This window comes from Nonomuraea sp. NPDC048881, from assembly GCF_040649795.1.
Lineage (GTDB): Bacteria > Actinomycetota > Actinomycetes > Streptosporangiales > Streptosporangiaceae > Nonomuraea.
Genome location: NZ_JBEZGC010000034.1, coordinates 36662 through 56487 on the forward strand (window position 1 = coordinate 36662; position 19826 = coordinate 56487).

Consider the following 19826-nt stretch of genomic DNA (forward strand, 5'->3'; position numbering starts at 1 on the left):
CTCCTGGGACAGCAGCGGTACCGAATCATGAACTTTAGCGGGATGAATCAGGATCCGCCGCCCGTGGGTTCACCTCGCCGTTCGGCGCGGGACCCGTCCTGCGCCCGTTGGACAGCAGCCGACTCCTCATACTACGGTAATCATCAGCGCTACTGACGATCAGCGGCGCTGATGAAAAAGGGAGTTGGGGCAATGATCCTCATCACGGGCGGGCTCGGTTTCATCGGCACGCACACCGCGCGAGCGCTGCTCGACCTCGGCGAATCCGTCGTGCTCGTCCAGCGCAGGGCCCCCGAGGTGCCCGCGCCGCTGGCCGGGGAGGGCGAGGGGCGGCTCGTCGTCGAGCGGGCCGACATCACCGACCGGGCGGCGCTGCTCGCCCTGGGCGACCGGCACAAGATCACCGGAATCGTGCACCTGGCGGGCTCGATGCCCTGGCCGGTCGGCGCGCACGAGCCGGTCGAGGGGGTCGAGAAGTCCGTCGCGAGCCTGCTCAACGTCTTCCACGCCGCCACCGAATGGCAGGTGTCCCGGCTCGGCCTGGCCAGCACCATCGGCGTCTACGGCGGCGTCGAGGCCCCGAGCCCGCTGGCCGAGGACCTGCCGCTGACGATGTCGGCCGGCCACCCGATCCCGACGTTCAAGAAGATCGGCGAGCTGATGGCCGGTCATCTGGCCGAGACCGCCGGGCTGGAGGTGGTCAACCTCCGCATCGGCGCGATCTGGGGGCCGCTCGGCCACGCGCGTTCGCCGTTCTTCCTCCTGCCGCAGCTCGTGCACGCCGCCGTGCAGGGCGCCGTGCAGGGCGCCGTGCAGGGCGCCGCGCCGGACCCGACGAGCCCCGCGTGGGGCGCGCACGCCGGGGACGGCGGCGACCTGTGCTACGTCAAGGACTGCGGCCGGGCCATCGCCCTGCTGCAGACGGCCGAGCGGCTGCGCCACCGCACGTACAACGTCGCCACCGGCCGGATGACCACCAACGGCGAGGTCGCCGCGGCGATCCGGCGGGCCGTGCCCGGCGCGGACGTCGAGCTGCGGGAGGGCCGCGACCCCGCCGGCCCCGGCCGCGACCTGTGCCTCGACGTCACCCGGCTGCGCGAGGACACCGGCTTCGAGCCCGCCTACGACACCGGCTCCGGGATCGCCGACTACGTCTCCTGGCTGCGCGCGGGAAACGCCCGCTGACCGGGCCGATCCGCCATGCCCGGCCGCCCGGCCGGGCGCGGCGCCCGAACCCCGCTCAGCGCCGGTCCAGGCACCCCTGCCTGCCCAGCAGCCGGAACGCCCGCGCGGCCGGCGGCGGCAGAGCGCGGTAGGACCTGGGGAACACCGCCCGTACGGCGGCGGGCCGGTCCGGGGCTCGCTGTTCGGCGGCGAGGTCACCGCCGAGGTCACCGCCGAGGTCACTGTCGAGGTCACTGTCGAGGTCACCGCCGAGGTCACTGTCGAGGTCACTGTCGAGGTCACCGACGAGGTCGGTCATGGTGAGCGACGGGTTCACCACCAGGTGCTCGGCCACGATGCGCAGCGCCAGCGGAAGATATCCGCACAGCCGCGTCATGCCGGCGACGGCCCCGGGCTCGGCGGCGATGCGTTCCGCGCCGGCGGCGGCGGCCAGCAGGTCGGCGGACTCGGCGGCGGTCAGGGCGCCCAGGGCGAGGTGGTGGGCGCCGTCCCGGGCGACCAGCCCGCCCAGCCGGTGGCGGCTGGTCACCAGCACCAGGCAGCCGGGGTTGCCGGGCAGCAGCGCGCGGACCTGGTCCGTGGAGACGGCGTCGTCCAGCAGGACGAGCATGCGCCGGCCGCCGATCAGACTGCGGAACAGGGCCGCCCGCTCCCCCGCGTCGCCGGGCAGGCGCCGCAGGTCCGGGGCGAGGGCCCGGACGAGCTGGGCCAGCGCCTCGGCGGGCGGCAGCGGCCCCCGTTCTGCGTCGGAGCCGCGCAGGTCGAGGTGGAGCTGGCCGTCCGGGAACCGGCCGGCCACGCGGTGCGCGAAGTGCACGGCGAGCGCGCTCTTGCCGACGCCGGCGACGCCGTCGATCACCGCGATCGCGATGGCGTTGCCGGAGTCCGGCATCAGTTCCGCCAGGCGGGCGAGCTCGGCGCAGCGGCCGGTGAAGCCCGGCACGTCGTGCGGGAGCTGCGCCGGACGCGGCCGCTCGGGAGGACCGGCCACGGCCAGCTCCCACAGCGCCACCAGGCGCGCGGTGTCGCCGCGGCACGCCTTGCTGATGGCCTCGACGGCCTGGCGGGGCGGCAGCAGTTTGCCGCTGAGGTAGCGCTGGAGCGAGGACTTGCTGCAGTGCGTGTGCCCGGCCAGCTGCACCAGTCCGAGACCGGAGGCGGCCTTGAGCAGGCTGAGTTCGGCCGCGAGCATGCGGGCGTGGATGCCGTTCACCACCGCGGGGCTCATTCGCCCGCCTCCTTTTCCGGGGTTCGCAGGACGTTCCAGGCGCGGGTGACCAAAGTCAGGCGTTCGCGAAGTAGGCGTACAGGTCGACGTCGACGCTCACCTGCCCGGCGCCCTCGTTCTTCAGCACCACCGACCCGTCGGCGCGGACGGCGGCGATGGTGGACCCGACGGCGTCCTTGCCCGCCGGGTAGGAGACGACGCGGGCGGTCGAGGGCCCGCTCTGCGGCAGCACCGAGACGGTACCGGCGGCCGAGCCCCGCGCGGCCACGGTCAGCGCGACCGCGGTGACGCCGGAGGCGGGCAGGCCGGTGAAGCGCACGGTCTTGGTGCCGCCCGCCGGAATCACCAGGGCCCGTCCCGCCGACGTGGGACGGACGGCCTTGACCAGCGCGCCGCGCCGCTCGCTGGAGAAGTAGCCGGTGACGTCCACGGAGATCTCGGCGTTGTCGTAGCCGAGGTTGTGCACGTTGATCTTGCCGTCCTGGCCCGGTTTGACGATCGTGTGGAACTGCGTGGTGACGTTCGCCGGGTAGTCGATGTTGGCGTCCACGGGGTAGGCGTCCCCGGCGGCGTACATCCGTACGGTGCCGGTCGACGGGCTCTTCAGGACCACGGTGAGGGCGACCTGGGCGACCCCGGTGGCGGGCAGGCCGTTCATGCCCGCGACGGACAGCTCGTGGTTGCCCAGCGCGGGGATGACGGTGTGGTCGGCCACCCGGGCGGGCGTGACGGGGAAGTAGGTGCCGCCCACGGCGGCGGCCGCCTTGTCGAGGGTGTGGCCGTGCGCGTCGAGCGTCACCTTGACGGGGCCCGTCCCGCGGTTGACCACCTTGACCTTCCCGTCGGCGCCGACCCTGGCGATGATCATGGTGGAGGCGTAGCGGGAGGCGTCGTAGGCGAGCACCTTGCCGTCCGGTTCCTGCTCGTCGGTGGCGTGCACGGTGATCGTCCCGGTGTTGAAGAAGTCGCCCTTGGCGCTGACGTTGAGCGCGACGGACCGCACGCCCTGCGCGGGCAGCCCCGCCACGCCCGCCACCTGCACGGCCATGGTGGAGTTGGCGCTGATCCGGACGTTGTCCAGGATCCTGCCCCGCGAGTGGAAGTACTGGTCGGGCCCCGGCCGGGGCGTCGCGTCCAGGGCGGCGGCGTCGAGCTGGACGCGGGGCGTGGTGGCGCCGGTGTAGGCGATCGGGCGCCCTGCCTCCTTGAGCTTGGCCTCCAGCGCCGCGGGCCCGAGCCCGGGGAACGCCTGGCTCAGCACCGCGAACGCCCCGGCGACGTGCGGCGCGGCCATCGACGTGCCGCTCATCGACGCCCAGCGGTCGCCGGGCACGGAGGAGACGATGTCGCTGCCGGGTGCCAGCAGATCCAGCAGCGGGCCGCGGTTGCTGAAGGAGGACAGGGCGTCGGCGTCGGTGGTGCTGCCCACGGCGACGGCCGACGAGACGCAGGCGGGGGCGGCCACCGCGTTCGGGGAGGCGTCGTTGCCGGCCGCCACGACGGTGGCGACCCCGGCCGCCAGCAGGGCGTCGATGAGAGCCTTGCGCTCGTCGATTTCGCAGGGCGCGGTGTACGTGCCGCCGCCCAGACTCATGTTGACCGCCACGATGGGCAGTGTCGCCTTCAGCGCCTGGACCTTCTCCAGCGCGGCCACCTGGGCGCTGACGAAGCTGAGCAGGCACGGCGTGCCGAGGGAGGCGCAATGGACGTCGGAGTCGAAGCGGCTGAAGACCTGGATGGCCACGAGGTCGGCGCCCGGCGCGACCCCGCTCCCGCCGTCGCCGTCGATCCCTTCGCCGTCACCGGCGATGATGCCGGCCACGTGCGTCCCGTGGGAGCAGTCCAGCAACTCGTCGGAGCAGCCGCCGCGCTCGGCGTCGGCCGAGCCGGGGCCGTCCTGCTCGGGGGTGCCGTCGGGGCACAGGCTGGTGGCGGAGTAGTCGGGGTCGGCGGGTGAGAAGCACGCCTCGGCCACGACGCGGCCGCCGAGGAAGGGGTGGCCGGTGGCGACGCCGGTGTCCAGCACGGCCACGGCGGTGCCCGCGCCGGTCAGCCCGGCCGCCCTGGTGCGGTCGCCGCCGATCAGCGGGACGCTCTGCCCGAGGGCCGGCGGCACCGGCCGGTCCTCGGACACGCTGAGCACGCCCGGCCTGGCGGCGAGCCGCTGGAGGCCCGCCCGGTCGGTCCGCAGGGTGACCATGGGCAGGCGGGACAGCGTCTGGAGCACCTGGCCGGCGCCCGAGCCGGAGACGGCGGCCAGCTCGTCGCGGTCCCTGGTCATGACGTTGACCCGGAGCCTGCCTCCGGCGTCGAGCTTGCGTGCCAGTCCGGGCTCCACCCACGGCACCGCGTCCGCCCGCTGCCCCGCCTCCGTCCGCTGCCCGGCCGCGGCGGCCGGCGAGCCGGTCGCGACGGCGAGCGAGGAGAGCAGGATCGCCGTCAGGACGAGCACGCGGTGGATGATCGCCGTGACGGTGGCTGATCGCCTCATGAGGCTCTCCTTCGGCGCGGGACGAAGATGCCCGCGCAATGTAAGCGCCCCCTGTTGCCACCCGTTTGCCAGCGACGTCAGCGCCCTTCGCGGCTGCCGATCCGGCTGAAGATGGCGGTCGACTCCTGGCGGGCGGCGCCGGCGTGCCCGGCCTCGCCGTTGCGCGACTCCAGGCGGGCCAGGACGGAGAGCGTGCGGGCGCGCCACAGCGGCAGCTCCAGCGTGTCCCACAGGTCGAGGGAGGCGGACAGCGCGGCCCTGGACTCGGCCGTCGCGTCCTGCTCCAGGCGCAGCTCGCCGAGCGTCCGCAGGCCGAGCGCGCGGCCGAAGCGGTCGTCCTGGCGGGTGAAGACGCGCAGGCTCGCCTGGAGCGCCCGCTCGGCCTGCGGCAGGTCGCCCACGCGGATCCGGATCTTGGCCAGGGACTGGTCGGCGTAGGCCGTCCCGTGCGGGTCGGACAGGGCGGCGAACAGGCGGCGGGACTCGCGCGTCCTGGTCGCGGCGTGCCCGTACTCGCCCCTCGCCCGGTGCACCAGGCCGATGCTGCGCTGGAGCAGGGCCTGGCAGCGCAGGTCACCGATCTTCTGGTACGTCTGCAGCGCCCGGCCGAGCAGCCACAGCGCCAGCTCGTCGTCGCCGCGTTCGCGTTCCACGAAGCCCAGCATGTAGATGGCGTGCGCGTGCCCGGCCTGGTCACCGAGGGCGGAGCAGAGCGAGGCCGCCTCCAGCAGGTCGGTCTCCCCCTCGGCGAACCAGCCGCCCTCGGCCCGCACGGTGCCCAGCCCGGACAGTGCGGCCGCCAGATGCCGCCGGTCGCCGAGCCGCTGGAAGGCCCGCCGGGCCTCCTCGTAGGCGGCGACGGACTCGGCGAAGCGGTCCTGGGCGAAGCGGATCCGGCCCAGGCCGAGCATCACCAGCCCCTCCCCCTCCAGGTCGCCGGACCGCCTGACGTTCTCGGGGCCGCCGACGCCGCCCTGCCCTGACCGGCCGCCGAGGCGGGGGTCGCCGCGCAGGATGTCCAGGCGCAGCCGTATCAGGGCGGGGCCGGGATCGAGCCCCAGCTCGTCGTTCAGGTGGGCGCGTGACCGTTCGAAGGCGTCGAGGGCCTCGGCGATGCGGCCGGAGCGGTAGAGCGCGAGCATCAGCAGGCCCACCAGCCGTTCACGGGTGGGTGCGGTCGCCACCTCCTCGGCCAGCGCGCCGAGGACCTGCCGGTGCCGGCCGAGCCGCAACGACGCCTCGGCGTGCTCCTCGATCGCCTCGCGCCGAGCCTCCTCCAGCCGGACGCAGAGCGTGTCGCGAGCGGCCCCTACGGCCGCCTCGTCGAGCACCGGGCCACGCCACAACTCCAGCGCCTGCCGCAGCAGCCCGGCCTTCTCCTCGTCGTCGTCACTGCCCCCGGCCCGCTCCCTCAGCACGGCGAACCGGTGGGCGTCCACGGCCATGGGGTCGATGCGCAGCCCGTAGCCGGAGCCGGTGGCGAACACCTCCACGTCGGTCCCGGCGGCGTCCGCGAGCAGGCCGCGCAGCCGGGAGACGAGCACCTGGACCTGCCTGCGCGCGCCCTGCGGCGCCCCCTCGGGCCAGAGCACCTCGGCCAGGCGCTGGAGCGGGACGACCCGGCCGGCCGACAGAGCCAGCACGCCGAGCAACAGCCGCTGCTGCCGCCTGCGCAACACCACCGGCGCCCCCGCCCACCTGAACTCGACCGCCCCCAGCACTCGGACGCCGTCGTTCGGTGAATTGATCACCTCCCCATGATTGACCGACTGTCGAAGCCCGCGGTCAACCGATATTCAACCGAGACAAATCAAGCTGTTCCACGAAAAAACCTTGGCGAGTCCGACGCCTGAGCGATGCGGGAACGATATGAATACCCTTCCCGTCGATACGGTAAGTCGCATTCCGTCACGGAGGTATTGCCCGCCCCTTCGGTCACAGGAATGCGACAATGACATCACTGCAGGATCCTGTCGTCCGGGAATCACTTCTCATCGGCGTAAAGAACGCCGATGAGAGCCTCGATGCCGGATGCCACCTTGATCCACCTCGCCTCCGGGGAAAACGTCAGGTAGAGCACCGGCGGAGGTCCAGCCGTGTCGCGGTAGTCCAAGGCGATCGGCATGTCGATACCCAGATCCGCGATCAGTATCGAGAGCGACGGTTCGATTCCGAGACTTTCTCCTTCGATCGGGACGCCGAACACCTCCTCCACATCGCGTCGCTGCCAGGAGGCGTTCTGGCGGGCCAGATCCGGAAGGTCGTAGAAGGACGGTTGTTCGGGCTCGTCACCGAAGACCTCCAGAAGAGTCTGCCGCCTCCGCGGCGGGACCCACCCGCCCGCCCTGATCAACGAGGTCAGGGCGGGCGGAACGAGCAGGCCGCCGATCGTCAGGTCATCCCGAAACATCGAGGCCGGTGATCCGTCGCAGGGTATCCAGAATCGGCTGGCGGTGTGCCATCGGCGCAGCCCTGTCTCCGAAGTTCGTGTAGTTGACGCTGACCGAGTTCCACTTGACTTCGAGGCCGCCGTTTCTCACCAGCGCCACGAAGCCGACGGTATTCCCGGAACCACCGAAATATGTGTCATTGGTATCGCCATGCCCTCCGTAGCGGTCAACCAGGGCATGCGGTCCGCTGCTGAGCCGTGCCACCAGGAGACCCGAGTCAGGATCGTACACTCCGCTGAATCCGTATCCCTCTTCTGCGATCGCGACGGAGGTGCGGTTGTGCCTGATGTCCTGGTCGGACGTGATGATCCGCAGGTCACAGTTGTGAACGAGGACCGGTGTCGCGTCGGCGAGCACGTAATAGGTGTGAATCCCGGCGACGGTGAGATTGTGGACGCGGGCCTGAGCGGTCCAGCGCTTGACTGCGGCGATCTGGACGTGGGTGCCGGCGGCAGTCCGCAGAAGCTGGCCCGGACGTAGGTCCTTGGCGTCCCGCCAGGCGTTCTCGCTCTCCACCCAGAAGGGATGGCCGTCGGTGGCGATGATGTCGCCGGTGGCTTTTCCAGAAGCGCCATCCGTGTCCACCGTGATGCCGACGAGGTTCTTGGAGCCTTGACCCACGATGGCGGCGAGGATGGCCTTGGGTTCGGTGGTTCCGGTCTGAGGGTCGGTGGCCAGAACTCTGTCGCCAGGTTTCAGCCGCTCGATGGGCTTGCTGGAGCCGTCGGCGAGCAGGACCTTGGTGTCGGGAGCGAAGCTGTTGGGACCACCGCAGGAGTCACCCGGGCCACGTGTCGCTGACGGATTCTTGCTGCGTTTACCCGCTCGGGCTATCAGGCCGTCCAGGGCGGCTATTTTCTTGTTGATGTCGTCGATCTTGGCGTCGATGGCTTCGATGGCGCGGCGGGCCGCCTTGACGGCGCCCTGGACCTTTTTGTAGATCTTGATGCCCATCCGGACCCTGGTGGCCAGTTTCCAGATCAGGCCGCCGATCTTCTTGGCCGGCACGAATTCCAGGATCAGGCTGACGCAACTGCCGACGCTGCCGCCTAAACAGCCTTTTATGTCATCTATTTTCAGAAAATCTTTGATGAACCCGATGCCTGCGGCCTTCAAGGCTTCGAGCACCGCGTTCCGCTTGGCGATCTGCTGCTGTTGCTGCCGCTCGTTCTGTTGCGAGTCGCGGGCGTTGTTGAGGCGTTTTCTGGCGCCGTCCCGATCGCAGGGGCCTTCGCAATCCGGGTTGTCGTGGTCCTCGCCCGGCCCGCAGGGCGGCGCGATGGAGTGGAAGCAGCCGACGCCGGTGCAGCAGGGTTTCTTGCCCGTCGGGTCGGCGAGCGTGGGGGGATTGTTGTTGGCGTAGTTGTAGCCGTTCATCTGCTGGGAGTCGCCCATCTGGATGAGGGGGTCGACGGAGATGAAGCGGCCGGTGAGCGGGTCGTAGCTGCGGGCGCCGAGCGTGGTCAGGTCGGTGCCGGCGTCGTTGATGCCGCCGACGAATCCGCGCTGGTGGTCCTGGGGCCAGGCGCCCTGGCTGCCGCGCAGGGCTCCGAAGGGGGTGTAGCGGCGCTGGCTGAGGGCGCCGGTCTCGGCGTTGACGGCCAGTTCGGCGGTGCCGTGGTGGTCGCCGAGGACGTAGGTGACCCCGGTGGTGGTCCGCATGGCGTTGCCGACGTAGCGGCTGGCCGTGGGGCTGGTGGCCCCCTTGACCAGGTGCACCTCCAGACCGGGCAGGTACAGGGTCGTGCCGTCCTTGTCGCGCCGGATGAGCCGCTCGCCGTCGGCGGTGTAGAGGAAGCGGGTCTCGCCCTTCTTGTCGTCGTCGACCTTGACGAGCTCGCCTTCGGCGTCCCAGGTCAGCGTCTGGTTGCTCGCCTGGGTGCGGCGCTCGACGGTGTTGCCGGAGGCGTCGTAGGCGAAGGAGGCGGCGCCGGGGACCGTGGTGAGGCGGTGGGCCTTGGCCGGGTCGTAGACGTAGGCGCGGTCCGACTGCTGGACGCCGCCCGCCGGGCCGGCGCCGTAGAGGGACTCGCTGCGGCGGTTGCCCGTGTCGTCGTAGGTGTAGGCGGCGCGGTAGGGGGCCGGGCCGCCGACGGTGGCGGTCGCGCCGGTGGCGGCGCAGGCCGCGTCGCCGTCCTGGGTCCAGGCCTCCGACAGGCGGGACAGCTCGTCGTAGCGGAAGCACTGGTTGTCGACGCCGTCGCGGGAGGTGTCCTTGATCTGGGTGATGTTGCCGGCGGGCTGGTAGGCGTACTGGGTGCTGCGGTCGGTGCCGGCCATGCCGAAGTGCCAGGTGGTGGCCTTGGCCAGGCGGCCGGTGCCGAACTCGTAGCTGAAGGTCTGGTCGATCTGCTTGCCGTCGCCGCCGGACTGCATGCGCAGGCCGATGACCCGGCCGGTCTTGGTGTAGTCGGTGCCGACGAGGTACGTCGACAGCTGGGACTTGGTGGAGACCAGGCGGCCGAGGTCGTCGTAGGTGTAGGCGATGTTCTCGGCGGGCAGCCCGCCGACGGCGGGGCTGCTGCTCGCGGCGACGCTGCCGTCGAGGTTGTAGCTGGTGTCGAAGACGTACCCCTGGGCGGGCGCCAGGCCGCCCTCGACGGCGGGCAGGACCACCCTGCTGCGCTGCGGGCGGTCCAGGTTGTCGTACGCCTCCACCTGCGTGGTGTACCGGTCGTTGCCGACGATGCGGGTGGAGCTGGTGAGCTGGCCCTTGCGGACGGTGTCGTACACCCACTCGGCGACCTTGGTGCCGGGCGACGACGTGGTGGCGTCGTACTTGGCGACCATGCGGTCGAGCCCGTCGTACTCGATGCCGATCTTCTGGTTGCGGGCGTCGGTCATCAGGACCGGCCGGTCGAGGTTGTCGTAGGCGGTCTTCTCGACGCCGCGGTCGGGGTCGTTCGACTGCACCAGGCGGCCGAGCAGGTCGTAGCTGTAGGACCAGACCTGGTTGCCGGGGCCGGTCACCGACTCCTGCTGGCCGCGGTGGTTGTAGGCGAACTTGGTGACGACCGGCCCGGCGGCCGTCTGCTGCTGGATCTCACGGGTACGCCCGTGCACGTCGGTGTAGGTGGTGACCGGGGTGCCGCCGGACGGGGGGACGACCTTGGTCCAGTCGCCGCCGTACTCGTAGCGGGTGTTCCACAGCTCGTTGACGTCGCCGTCGCTGTTGCCGGACAGCAGCCGTTCGGCCAGCAGCCGGCCGCGGCCGTCGTAGGTGTTCCACAGCTGAGACTCCACCGCGCCCACGGTGGCCACGCCGAACCGCTTGGGCTCGGGGTCGCCGTCGGCGTAGTAGGGCGCGAAGGTGTAGTGCACCTGGCCGGCCCCGTTGTAGACGCTGTCGGAGACGATCCGGCCCCTGGTGTCGCCGTTCTTGCCGGGCGCCTGCGACTGCCTGGGCCGCAGCCACCCGTCGAACAGCGTGTACGACGTCTGCTGGCCGCCTTCGCTGGTCAGCGTCTTCGCGCCCACGGCCACGATCGCGCCGGCGTCGACCAGGTACTGGTACTCGTTGTCGGGCGTCATGCTCGTCGTGCGGCCCGGCCCCCAGACCTTCGCGGTGCGGCCCAGCGCGTCCCGTTGCGCGATGGTCACCTTGCCGGCCGCGCTGGTCTCACGCGTCGCCAGGCCCCACGCCGGGTCGAGCACCCGGGTCGTGACCATGGCCGAGTCGGGGTCGTCGGCGCGGGCCCGCGGGGTGGTGGTGACCACCTGCGTGGTGACGCCGTGCGTCTCGGTGTAGTCGGTCGAGGTGGTCAGCCCGGCGGCGTCGGCGACGGTCTTGGGGCGTCCCAGGTCGTCGTAGGTCGACCGGGCCATCACCTGGTAGCCGGTGATCGCGGTCGCCGAGGCGGCGTTCCCGCGTTCGGTCCTGGTCACGTCGCCGTGCGCGGGCGCGGCCTTGAACGCCTTGTCGTCGTAGTAGGTGCGCGCGTCGGCGATCAGGTCGGTGAGCAGGTTCGGGGTGTCGGCGCAGCGGCGGGCCACCGTGGTCACCCGGGCCGGCAGGCGCAGCACCCGCGCCCCGTCGGCGGTCAGCTCGGTCCTGGTGCACTCCTCGTCGCCGGCGACGCCCACCTCGCCCTCGTCGTCGGTGGTCAGCGCGGCGCCGGTGGTCAGGTCGAACTCGGTCACGGTCGAGCGGGTCTGCTGCCAGGACAGGCCGACCAGGCCGAAGGTGCGAGTGGACCTGGTGCCGGTCACGTTGGCGGTGATCGTGCCCCACGGGCGGGACCTGGAGGCCGTCTGGTGGTACCACGGCGTGCTGATCGACTTGCTCACCGGCACGCCGCCGGCCTTGTCGTAGGTCACGGTGCGCAGGGTCGTGCCGTGCAGGGACTCGTGGTCGGTGTACGTGCCGCCCTCGCCGTCGTCCACGGTGACGGTCTTGGCGCCGCCGGAGACCGCCGCGCGGTCGCCGTTCATGCCCTGGAAGTACCAGTAGTCGGTCTGGGACGGGGTGCCGCCGTCGGCCGCGCTGGTGGCCCCGCCGATCACCCGGACCTTGTCGAAGCCGCGCCAGTTCGACCAGGTCTTGAACTTCTCCGGCGTGATGCCGTCGTCGTCGGCGTAGTGCCAGGCGGGCTTGCCGATGCTGTAGTCGTAGCGGGTGACCATGTCCGAGCCGCCGCCGGTCAGGTCGGTCTGGATCAGCTCGCGGACGACGTACTTGTGGAACCAGTCCAGGCTCGGGTCGGCGCCGCCGTTGGAGTTCTGCCAGAACGTCGGGAAGCACAGCCGCCGGTTGCTCGCCGGTTGCGGCAGGTCGGAGGGGCTGCAGTCCATCCCCGAGTAGGTGACGTCGAGCTTGCCACCGGTCTCGTTCTGGATCGAGGCCACCCGCTCCTTGACGAACGGGCCGACGTCGTCGCCGAGCTTGTCCACCCGGTTGGCCAGCTGCTGGTAGACGAAGCTCACCGGCGGCATGGTGACCGGCGCCGCGCCGGCGTGCCCGGTGTGGACGATGTCGGTGAGCTTGAGCTGCCGGTCCACGTCGGCGATGCCCCACAGGTGCTTGAACTCCCAGGAGTCCACGTCGCGGTGGCCGGTGCCGGCCGCGTTGACGACCTTGGTGGTGACCTTCGTCAGGCGCTTGCGGGTCCAGAAGCTCGGCGAGGCCGTCCCCTTGCCGTCCTTGCACTCGGTGCCCTCGTCGCAGTTCATGTCCCAGGGCACGTCCGGCCAGCGGGCCGGATGGGCGGAGATGTCGGCGCACTCGGCCGCGGTCAGCAGGCAGCGCTCGGCGTTGGTGAAGTCGACCCGCGCGGGCGGCGTGGCCGGGAACAGGTCGCCGGTGCGCAGGCCGTACTGGATGGAGGTCAGGTAGCCGCCGCGGTCGTAGGCGGTCTCGTCGGCGGCGCGCAGGTTGCGGCCGTAGCGGTTCTGCTCCTTGGCGTAGTGGAAGGTCACCGCGTTGCCGTGGGTGTCCTCGATGTAGTCGAGGTTCCACCGCCAGGTCTGACGGCACCAGGAGTCCTTGAAGGCGTCCTTGTGGCAGGGTTCGCCGGCGTCGTCGCCGAACACCGGGACGTCCCAGGCGGAGTTGGTCTGGGGTTTGCCGGCGGTCCAGCCCGGCAGGCGGTTCTTGCCGAAGTAGTACTGGGTGCCGTCGGCGGTGGTCACGCGCCAGTACTCGTTGTCGTCGTCGCCGTTGGCGGTGTCGGCGGCGGTGCCGGTGAGGCGCTGGACCCGGGTGCCGTCGTCCCTGGCCAGGACCCAGGTGTCGGGGCCGGTCGGGACCAGCTCGCCGCCCGATCCGCCGAGGGCGAGCGTGGCGTTGTCGTAGGCCCAGCACTGGTCCATCGGCTCGACCTGGTAGGTCGGGTCCTTGGGGACGCCGTCGTCCTTGCAGGACTTGTACTTGCGCTCGATGTACCCGGGCGACAGCTCGAAGCCGTCACCGAGCCAGGACGCCTGGTTGTTGGTGGTCGCGGTGCGCCCGTCGATGGCGGCCGCGGAGTAGTTGACCACCAGGTTCGGCACCAGCCCGCCCGGCACCGGCGGCACCCGCAGCGGATAGGACCAGGTGAAGTCGCCCGTCTGCGGGCTGACCTGCCAGGTCGCCGACGGCGACAGCGAGGTGACGCCGAAGTCGCCCTTGTCCCCCGACGTCCCGGAGGTCACGGCCAGCACCATCGGCTCGGCGGCGAGGTCGACGTCGGCGCTGAGCGTCCTGGTCGCGGTGTCGTTGCGGCCCTTCAGCGGCACGGCCCGGCGGCACTCGGCCTTGTCCGGGCTGGTCAGGGCACATGCGGGCAGGGCCGCCAGGCGCATCCGGGAACCGAAGCCGCCTCCGTAGGCTTCGGCGAAGGGGGCGTAGTCCACCTTCATCGTGACCTTGCCCGGCGGTCCCGACGTGCGGGCCGCGGTGAAGACCGGGCCGCCGACCCCCGCGCGTTGCGAGGCCTCGCGGTCGTGGGTCTGGATCCGCACCCGCCCGGCCGCGGAGGCGGCGTCGGCCGCCGTCGCGGACAGCGTGCCCGCCTTGCGGGCGGCGGCGGCGGACGCCGGGGCGGCCGCCAGGTCCACCTCGACCGTGCCGGGCGCGGGCCAGGCCGCCACGGGGTCGGGGGCCTTCGGTTCGGTGATCCGTGGTTTCACCGCGGCGGGCCGGCCGGGCACGACCCGTTCCCGGTCGACGGGTTTGGGCCGATCCCGCTCGGCGGCGGCGCTCGCGGAGGGGAGCGTCGCCGGCACCACCATCAGGCCGGCCGTGAGCAGCAACGTGAGGGCCGCGCGGAGCAGCCGGGACCAGGAAGAGCGACGTCGGCGTGCGGCATGGACGCGCATGCCGTACCTCCCAGGGAAGAGAGCGGAAGCGGCAGGAGGGACGGCGGGGGCGCCGGCGCGGCGCCCCCGCACCGGGGTCAGTCGGGGGTGTTGTCGTTGAGCGCGTCTTCGGAGACGGTCGTCATCTCCGACCACAGGGACAGCAGGTCGATCAGGCTGCCGTCCGCGGGGCCGCGCAGCACCCACACGTCGTCGACGTGGCCCGACCAGTTCAGGCCCGTCCCGCCGCGGCCGAGCTGGGCCGAGGTGATGGGGCCCGCCAGGGTGACGTCGTTGCGGTAGGACTTGACCTCGGCCTCCGGAGCCGCTTCGAGCGTGCCGTTCACCCAGAACTCCAGCGTCTTCTCCCGGGCCCGGTAGACGATCGCCAGGTGGTCCCAGTCGCCGAACCCGGTGTGGAAGGCGGGGTGTTCCACGACGGTGCCGCCGGGGATCTCCACGACGTACCGGCCGGTCTCGCCCATGTCCGGGTCGCCGCGGGCGGGGTCGAACTTCACCGTCAGCGCGCTGCCGGTGGCCATGGGCAGGTTCAGCAGGGTCATCGCCTTGCGCGCCTGGCCGCTGGTCTCCACCCAGGCCGAGAGGGTGAAGCTCTCCCGCGGATCGAGCACGGCCGACTCGACGGCCGCGTAGTCGCCGGTCGCGCCCGGCAGGCGCAGGGAGCCGGGCACGACGCTGTTGCTCATGGGGGTCTTGGCCACGAAGCGGGCCGCGCCGTACAGCTTGACGGGGGTTCTGGGCGCCTCGCCGCTGTCGTCGGGGACGTTGTTGAGGTGCCACTTGTGCGTCACCGTCAGCATCTCCTTGGACAGCGCCGCCGCCTCCTCGACGCTGACGATCCGGTCGTGGACGCGGACGTCGTCGATCTTGCCGGGGAAGTGGTCGAGCTGCTGGGCGCCCCACAGGACGCGGCCGATGGTGAGCGGGCCGTTGGCCGCCCAGGCGCCGGTGTAGTCCATCTCCGTGCCGGGCTCGCCGTTGACGTAGATGCGCACCTTCTTGGCCACCGAGTCGAAGACGCCCATCAGGTGCGTCCACTCGCCGGGTCTGGCCTGTCTCGCCGACCACGCGCTGGCCGAGCCCGCCGAGGTCGAGTCGGCGTTCATGCGCCAGAACACCCATTTGCGGTTCGGCGCGTCGTAGCGCAGGCAGAAGCCGGACACGTTGGCGCCGTCCTGGGCCAGCACGGTGGCGTAGGACGAGGGCAGGACGTCCGGCAGCTTCGCCCACGCCGTCACCGTGAAGCTCTTGGTGGTGTCGAGCACCGCGGCGTCGGTGCGGGCGTAGGCGTTGGTGCCGTTGCCGGCCATCGCCGTGCCGCGGGAACCGGCCACGCCGAGCTGCGGCGTGCCCGTGGTACGGGCCGGGTAGCGGCCGCCGGTCTCCGCCAGGGTGGTGGATCCGGCCGGGTCGTTGAGCTTCCAGTGGGCCTTCGGCCCGCGGCCGGGCGCGACCCGGAACCGGTAGACGGCCGACCCCTTGGAGTAGTTGCCCGCCTGGTCCTTGACGCGGACGTAGAGGCTGTTGCTGCCGACGACCTTGGGCAGGATCTGCACCGTCTCGGTGGCGCTGCCCGCGGTCCTCTTGCGGAACTGGGTGGGGTCGTCGTTGACCGCGTACGCCCACTCGGTCACCGACGGGTCGAAGGTGATGACGAACCGGCCGTAGCGGCCCATGCCGTCCTGCGGCGTCTGCGCCGGGTCGAGGGGGTTCTCCGCGACGTACCCGTCGGCGCCGGACGAGGTGATCACCGGCAGCGGCGGCGCCTTGGTGTCGAAGACGAAGTAGCAGGCGGTCGCCGCCCCGGCCGAGCTCCACGGCCCCTTGCCCTTGCGGCTGTCCTGGGCGCGGACCTGCCAGTTGACGACGGTGTTCTCCGGCAGCAGCCCGCGCGGCACCTGCGCCATGAAGCTGTTGCCCGCCTTGCCGGACCTGGCGCTCTTGGCCGGCGTGAGGTACCGCCATTCCTTGTTCTGGCCGGCGGCGTTCTTCCACGACACCAGGAACTCGGCCTGGACCTTGTCGGCCGTGCGGTTGTAGGTGTCGGGGTCGCGGAGGTTCTTGGCGATCAGCTTCGGCGTGGACCAGTTGAACACCGACGGGTCGCCCGGCCCCTTGCACGGGCCGCCCGGCTCCATCTCCAGCTGGCTCATCCTCGGCTGCAGCGGCGGCCGGTTGTAGTGCACGCGCAGGTAGGCGCGCGACTCGAACCGCTTCCAGCCGAGCTGGTCGCCCTCGTCGGCGGCGCGCAGGCCGAACGTGGTGTCCCGCCAGCCCTTCTGCGCCGCCTCCTTGACGCCCGAGGTCACGTTGAACAGCACGTCACCGGCCGGGCAGGACTTGGCGGCGCATCCCGACCACCCCTTGGCCACGTTGCGGCTGTCCAGCTTGCGCAGCCAGTTGTCGGAGGTGGAGTTCCAGGTGGAGTTCTTGCCGAACGCCTTGGCCAGGTGGATGTTGACCGGCCGCTTGCTGCCGGAGGCGGCCCACACCTCCCGGACGTGGAACTCGGCGGACAGCACCTGCTTGCCGGCCAGCCAGCCGGTGGGGATGCGGTAGAACAGCCGCTTCCTGTGCGGGGAGCCGCAGCTCTTGCCGCTGGAGGGCAGGCCGATCGGGCATCGGCCCATGCCCTGGTCCTTGGTGAAGTTGTAGATCTCGAACCCGCTGCTGGCCACCATGAGGTTCGCCGAGCTCATCGGCGTGCGGTACATCGGGTCGATGTAGACGGGGAACGTCGTGTCGGCCGCGGTCAGCATGGCCGGGTCGGGGGTCAGCGTGAGCTGTCCTTGGCCCAGTTCGGTGCCGATCGTGGCGATCTTCGACGCGTCGCCGGGGGTGCCGTCCGTGGCGTGCGTGGTCGGCGGGTCGACGGGGCCGTCCTCGCCCACGGCGCCCGTGCCCGCGGCGGGCGGCGCGGGCGCCGAGTCCCACATGACGGGCTTGGGCGCCTCGAAGATCACCGCGCCGTTGTCGGGGTCGACCGCCTCCTGCGTGCCGTCGGCGCCGGTGCTCACCGTCAACGTCGGCGCGGACAGGCCGAGGGTCAGGCTGGCCAGCCGGGGGTCCTGGGCGGCGGCAGGGGTCTTCACCACCAGCGTGTGCGCGAAGCCGTCCGCGGTGGCCCGCACGCGCAGGTCCACGTCCGGCCCGAGCACGCCGGCGTACACGGCGGTGTCGCCGTCCAGGCTCGGCGTGGGCAGCGCGGTCGGCCAGGTCAGCGACATGGTGTGGCCGGAGCGGGTGAGCGTGGCCATCGGCCCCGTCCCGCCGGCCGACAGCCCGAGGTCCACCAGCGAGGAGTACGGCCGGACCGTCCCGTCCTGGAACCGCAGGCCGTTGTACAGGGGGACCCACGTGTCGCCCTGCTTCTTCCTGATCGGGGCGAGCCGGTCGTTGACGTACATCGTGCCTTCGGGGGTGGCGTACACCTCGCGCGTCTCGCCCCGCTCGGCCAGCACCTCCACCAGTTGCCCCGTGGCCTCGGCGGAGGCCAGCGCCTCGGCCTCGGTCTGCCGGGGATCGGTGGAGACGGTCCACTTCTGCTCGGTCAGCGAGACGTTGTCCAGGAAGGCCGTCAGCGCGCCCTGGCCGCCGAACTGGAAGGTGAGCGCCCCGGTGGTGGTGTCGGCGGTGGAGTCGAAGGTGTAGGAGAAGTGTTGCGGCTGGTCCGGCAGCTCCACGTCCGTGGCGAAGATCTCCGGGCAGGTCTCGGCGTCCTCGCAGAGCACGGCCTTGACGGTCGCCGCGGCGCCGGCGTGGGCGTCGAAGGAGAGCGTGTACGTCTTCTTGGCCTGCAACGTGCGCCCGAGCTGGCGCAGCTGGGCCTGCCCCGGTTCGGTGGTGCCGTCGGCCACGGTGACCTTGAGCACGCCGTTCTCCACCGCCGTCGTGGTCGGCCCGGCGGCCTCCCATGACGCGGCGTCCGTGGTGAACTCGCCGTTGAGCAGCAGCTTCTTGCTGAACGAACCCCGTCCGTAGAAGGCGACCTTCTGGTACGTCCAGCCCTCGGCGAGTGCGCGCGCCTTCTCCGCCTCGCCGACCGCGTACCGGTGGGAGGGGCCCTTGACGAGCTGGTGGACCGGGAGCAGCCCGTCCCCTGCCGCGGCCTGGGCGTGGAAGCGCACTCCCTCGTTCACGTAGCCCTGCGCGACGGCCTGGTCGCGCTCGCTCTGGTCGAGGGTGAAGATGCGGTCGCCGCCCGGCTTGCGCAGGCCGGAGACCGGCGACAGCCCGGTCACCGCCTCGCGCGAGACGTGCAGCACCTGCCCCTCAGGGGTGTAACCCCATTTCGTCACCGCGTTGTCGTACTCCGTCTCCCAGGAGGTGAACAGCGTGTTGTCGGTGCCGGTGGTGCCCCGTAGCCGGAACAGGGGTTTGACCATCCACGCGGTGGCGGCGTCCACCGCTTCGGCGACCGCCTGCGGCGGCGTCCACACCGTGCCGGCCAGGCCGCCCACGGCCAGCGACGCCGCTGCCAGGACGGCCGTCCACCTTCGTAACCCCATGCGTACTCCCCTGGTACACGATCGCGTGGCATGCGTTCCGCCACAGCATCGATCGGCTCGGACCGCCGGGGTAGGCCGCGGCCGCCGGTTGGGAAAACGTGGGAAACGCTTCCCGCCCGGCCCCTCTGCGGCGGGCCCGGCGTGGCAGCATGAACGCGACCGCTGACACCCCCGCCGGGAAGGGCCCCCATGAACACCGCGGACCTGTACGACGAGCGCGGCGACGAGCTCGACTCCTGCGACCTGCAGCTGCGCCAGTACGGCGGCCGCCGCGCCTTTCACGGCACGATCGTCACCGTGCGCTGCCACCAGGACAACGCCCTGCTCAAGGCGGTCCTGTCGGAGCCCGGCGAGGGCCGGGTCCTGGTGGTGGACGGCGGCGGCTCGCTGCACGCCGCGCTGATGGGCGACATGATCGCGGGCGGGGCGGTGGCGGCCGGCTGGGCGGGCGTGGTGATCCACGGCGCCGTCCGGGACGTGACCGCGCTGCGCGAGCTCGACCTCGGCGTGAAGGCCCTGGGTTCCAACCCGCGTAAGAGCGGCAAGACGGGCACGGGCGAGCGGGACGTGCCGGTGACGTTCGGCGGCGTCACGTTCTCGCCGGGGGCCGAGCTGTTCAGCGACGACGACGGCATCCTGGTCACCCGCGTACCGGGCTGACCCCGCCGCCGCGCGGGCTTCCACGGGGCCGCCGGGGTGTGGTTTCGTGACAGGACATCACGATCCGGAGGCGGACCATGGCATTCCAGCTCATCGTTCTCTACCACCACCCCGAGGACGTCGCGGCCTTCGACCGGCACTACGACGAGATCCACGCGCCCCTGGCGGCCAAGCTTCCGGGCCTGCGGGGCTACACCGTCCAGCGGCCGGTGGCCGGCGGCGGTCAGCGGCCCGCCTACCACCTGGTCGCGGTGCTGACCTGGGACGACGAGCAGGCGTTCATCGCGGCGATGAGCAGCGAGGAGGGGCAGGCGGCGGTCGCCGACGTGGGCGAGTTCGCCGGGTCGGGGGTCACGATGACGACCGGGCCGTCGGGTTCGGTGCTCTGAACATGCGAGAAGGGCGTCCCCCCGTGGGGAACGCCCTTCTCGTCGTGCGCGCGTGCTACTTCTTGACCGACACCGGGGCCGTGCCGGTGTCCTGCTGACGCCAGGCACCCGTGTCGAACG

At 71.7% G+C, this 19826-nt stretch carries 9 protein-coding genes; 3 read left to right on the plus strand and 6 right to left on the minus strand.

The window, feature by feature from the left end; translation table 11 throughout:
- The first annotated feature begins 192 nt into the window (after positions 1-192).
- Complete coding sequence (locus AB0C33_RS49615) at positions 193-1185, plus strand: NAD(P)-dependent oxidoreductase (protein WP_358302345.1); 993 nt, start codon at positions 193-195, stop codon at positions 1183-1185.
- A 55-nt stretch (positions 1186-1240) separates the two neighbouring features.
- Here AB0C33_RS49615 and AB0C33_RS49620 read toward each other — a convergent pair whose 3' ends face one another.
- From AB0C33_RS49620 to AB0C33_RS49645, 6 genes are all read right to left on the minus strand, one after another.
- Complete coding sequence (locus AB0C33_RS49620; protein WP_358302347.1) at positions 1241-2413, minus strand: helix-turn-helix transcriptional regulator; 1173 nt, start codon at positions 2411-2413, stop codon at positions 1241-1243.
- A 55-nt stretch (positions 2414-2468) separates the two neighbouring features.
- Entirely contained in the window at positions 2469-4904 is a 2436-nt protein-coding gene (locus tag AB0C33_RS49625) for a S8 family serine peptidase (protein WP_358302350.1), read from the minus strand.
- A gap of 77 nt (positions 4905-4981) precedes the next feature.
- On the minus strand, positions 4982-6655 hold the full coding sequence (locus AB0C33_RS49630) for an AfsR/SARP family transcriptional regulator (protein WP_358302353.1): 1674 nt from the start codon (positions 6653-6655) through the stop codon (positions 4982-4984).
- 233 nt (positions 6656-6888) lie between these two features.
- Positions 6889-7314, minus strand: a complete 426-nt coding sequence (locus AB0C33_RS49635) for a hypothetical protein (protein ID WP_358302356.1) — start codon at positions 7312-7314, stop codon at positions 6889-6891.
- A complete protein-coding gene (locus AB0C33_RS49640; protein WP_358302359.1) occupies positions 7301-14149 on the minus strand; it encodes an RHS repeat-associated core domain-containing protein in 6849 nt (2282 codons plus the stop codon). Before AB0C33_RS49640 ends, AB0C33_RS49635 begins: the two co-directional genes overlap by 14 nt.
- A 77-nt stretch (positions 14150-14226) precedes the next feature.
- Complete coding sequence (locus AB0C33_RS49645) at positions 14227-18657, minus strand: LamG-like jellyroll fold domain-containing protein (protein WP_358302362.1); 4431 nt, start codon at positions 18655-18657, stop codon at positions 14227-14229.
- A gap of 189 nt (positions 18658-18846) precedes the next feature.
- Between AB0C33_RS49645 and rraA the strand changes: the two genes are divergently transcribed.
- Together rraA and AB0C33_RS49655 are read left to right on the plus strand one after the other, a co-directional pair.
- Positions 18847-19317, plus strand: a complete 471-nt coding sequence (rraA, locus tag AB0C33_RS49650) for a ribonuclease E activity regulator RraA (protein WP_358302365.1) — start codon at positions 18847-18849, stop codon at positions 19315-19317.
- 77 nt (positions 19318-19394) lie between these two features.
- Entirely contained in the window at positions 19395-19706 is a 312-nt protein-coding gene (locus AB0C33_RS49655) for an EthD family reductase (RefSeq protein ID WP_358302368.1), read from the plus strand.
- The last annotated feature ends 120 nt before the right edge of the window (positions 19707-19826 follow it).

Bases quoted from the DNA above. Each gene is read 5' to 3' on its own strand.
- AB0C33_RS49615 (WP_358302345.1), top strand. From the start codon at position 193: ATGATCCTCATCACGGGCGGGCTCGGTTTCATCGGCACGCACACCGCG.
- AB0C33_RS49655 (WP_358302368.1), top strand. From the start codon at position 19,395: ATGGCATTCCAGCTCATCGTTCTCTACCACCACCCCGAGGACGTCGCG.
- rraA (WP_358302365.1), top strand. From the start codon at position 18,847: ATGAACACCGCGGACCTGTACGACGAGCGCGGCGACGAGCTCGACTCC.
- AB0C33_RS49640 (WP_358302359.1), bottom strand. From the start codon at position 14,149: ATGCGCGTCCATGCCGCACGCCGACGTCGCTCTTCCTGGTCCCGGCTG.
- AB0C33_RS49635 (WP_358302356.1), bottom strand. From the start codon at position 7,314: ATGTTTCGGGATGACCTGACGATCGGCGGCCTGCTCGTTCCGCCCGCC.
- AB0C33_RS49620 (WP_358302347.1), bottom strand. From the start codon at position 2,413: ATGAGCCCCGCGGTGGTGAACGGCATCCACGCCCGCATGCTCGCGGCC.
- AB0C33_RS49645 (WP_358302362.1), bottom strand. From the start codon at position 18,657: ATGGGGTTACGAAGGTGGACGGCCGTCCTGGCAGCGGCGTCGCTGGCC.
- AB0C33_RS49625 (WP_358302350.1), bottom strand. From the start codon at position 4,904: ATGAGGCGATCAGCCACCGTCACGGCGATCATCCACCGCGTGCTCGTC.